The following is a 1,745-nucleotide window of genomic DNA, read 5'->3' as shown; positions in this document are numbered from 1 at the left end:
GAAGCGCTGAAGCACAGCGGCGGCAGTGGGGACTCCGACCTGGCGGGCATCCTGTCCCAGGGCTTGCGAAACGTCACCGCACGAGCGACCAGCTCAAGGTGATCAATCGCTGCGGGTGGAACGAACGTCGCACCGACAGACGACAGGTGCCCGCGCAATTCTCGCTCAAATGCCGTAGTTTTCGCATCAATTGCGGCGCCAATCGCATCACAGATGGAGTCGACACCGAATCGCTTTTCCCGCTGAGCTGCTTCGATCAATTTCCTCGACAACCCGGCCAGGGTTCGCCTTTGATTGGCGACCGCCTCGATCACGACTACTTCCGGGACCACGATTCGCGCAGTATTTCGCTTGGCTGTTTCCTTGAGCGTATTCCACCACGCTGCCCGCAGCTGCGGGTCCGAAAGCACAACTGTCGTGTCAAGAATGATGATCATGGGGAGATTGTCGCTTATCGCAGACCGCTTCGGATGTTTAGGGTCGCATTGACACATGATGGCTAATCTGACCCGCAAGTTCCCTCGCCCATTGACCATTGATCAGTCCTTGGTTCGGCGGTAGCGGTACTCGTGGAGGTACGCGGATTTGACGGCGCGGCACGGGGCGCATCGGCATCCGAAAACTTGGTAGGCACTGACTTTCCCGTGCGGTGCGGCCTGGTGATACGGGCGTCCGTCCCGGAGGACGCGTTCTCGGTGCCGACGCAACATTCTCAGCCGATTGCGGATTTGCGGGGTGTACGGCAGCGGCAGCGCCTCGAGGCGTGCAAGTTCCGGTGTCATTTTGCTGCTGTCGAAGCACAACTCGCAGAGACCGTTTCGGCCGGCGAGGGTGAATGCGCGTCCGAAGGGGATTACGATTCGCGGTTCGCCGCATTCGTCGCACGGGGTTGGGGTGAACTGGTCCGCTGGTCCGACTGGTCGCGGGTTCACTGGCGCGGGACGAGGGGTCCTCTTCTTCTGCGGTTTGCGCGCGGCCGTCCGTTTCCGCTTCGGCGGCTTGGGTTCCGAGGTGGATACGCGAGGTCGGGGCGGTGGGGTGTATCCGGCGGGTTCAGCGAGAATCCGGCGCGCGGGTTCCGACAATACGGAAGGCGCGGTCGGTGTTGGCCGCTGGGAGATTCTGTCCTCCCGTCGGCATGCCGGGCACAGGCCACACAAGCAGGCATCGTTCATCTGTTGTCGAATCCTTCGGTGAGCACCACCCACGCGATGTAGACGAGGGCGGCGAATGTGACGGCGGCTGCCGCGAGTGCCGCGATCATCTGCTTCATGCGGCATCAACTTCGGCGAGGATGCGAGCGATGTCAGGGGCGAAGTAGTTCGGGCCTTTGAGGATCTTGCCGTCGGCGCGGTAGATCGGCTTACCGTCGAGGCCGAGTTTGCTCATGTTCGATGCGTGAACTTCGGTGAACACGGCAGCGAACGGGATGCCCGCTGTGTCGGCGTGGGTCCGGACCTGGACCTGGATGACGGAGAGCGCGAGGTGTGCCTCGATGAGTGTGCGTGCGTTGCGGTACTTTTCGACTGCGTCGTCGAGAGTTCCGTCGAAGGTTTTGTTCGCCCAGTACGGCAGACCGTGCACCCACATGGTGCCGTGTGCGATGTACGCGATGTCGGCGAGCGCGTCTGCGATTTCGATGCGGTCGTTTGCGGCCTCGGCTGCTCGTAGTTCGTCGTATTCCTCGAGGAGCAACCGGATGCGGAGTTCGCGGGTTTTCTGGTCGCGCCAGGTCGGCATCAACG

Annotated in this window: 2 protein-coding genes; both read right to left on the bottom strand. The window is 61.9% G+C overall.

The window, feature by feature from the left end; translation table 11 throughout:
- On the bottom strand, positions 1-437 hold a 437-nt coding region (locus ABT116_RS44290; protein ID WP_351646532.1), incomplete at its 3' end, for a PIN domain-containing protein.
- An 832-nt stretch (positions 438-1,269) separates the two neighbouring features.
- A partial coding sequence (locus tag ABT116_RS44285; RefSeq protein ID WP_502984059.1) for a pyrophosphohydrolase domain-containing protein occupies positions 1,270-1,745 on the bottom strand: 476 nt, incomplete at its 5' end.

It is taken from the genome of Streptomyces sp. NPDC002130 (genome assembly GCF_040296465.1).
GTDB lineage: Bacteria > Actinomycetota > Actinomycetes > Streptomycetales > Streptomycetaceae > Streptomyces.
Note: the sequence above shows the minus strand (reverse complement) of the source record. Positions and strands in the feature narration are given on the sequence as shown.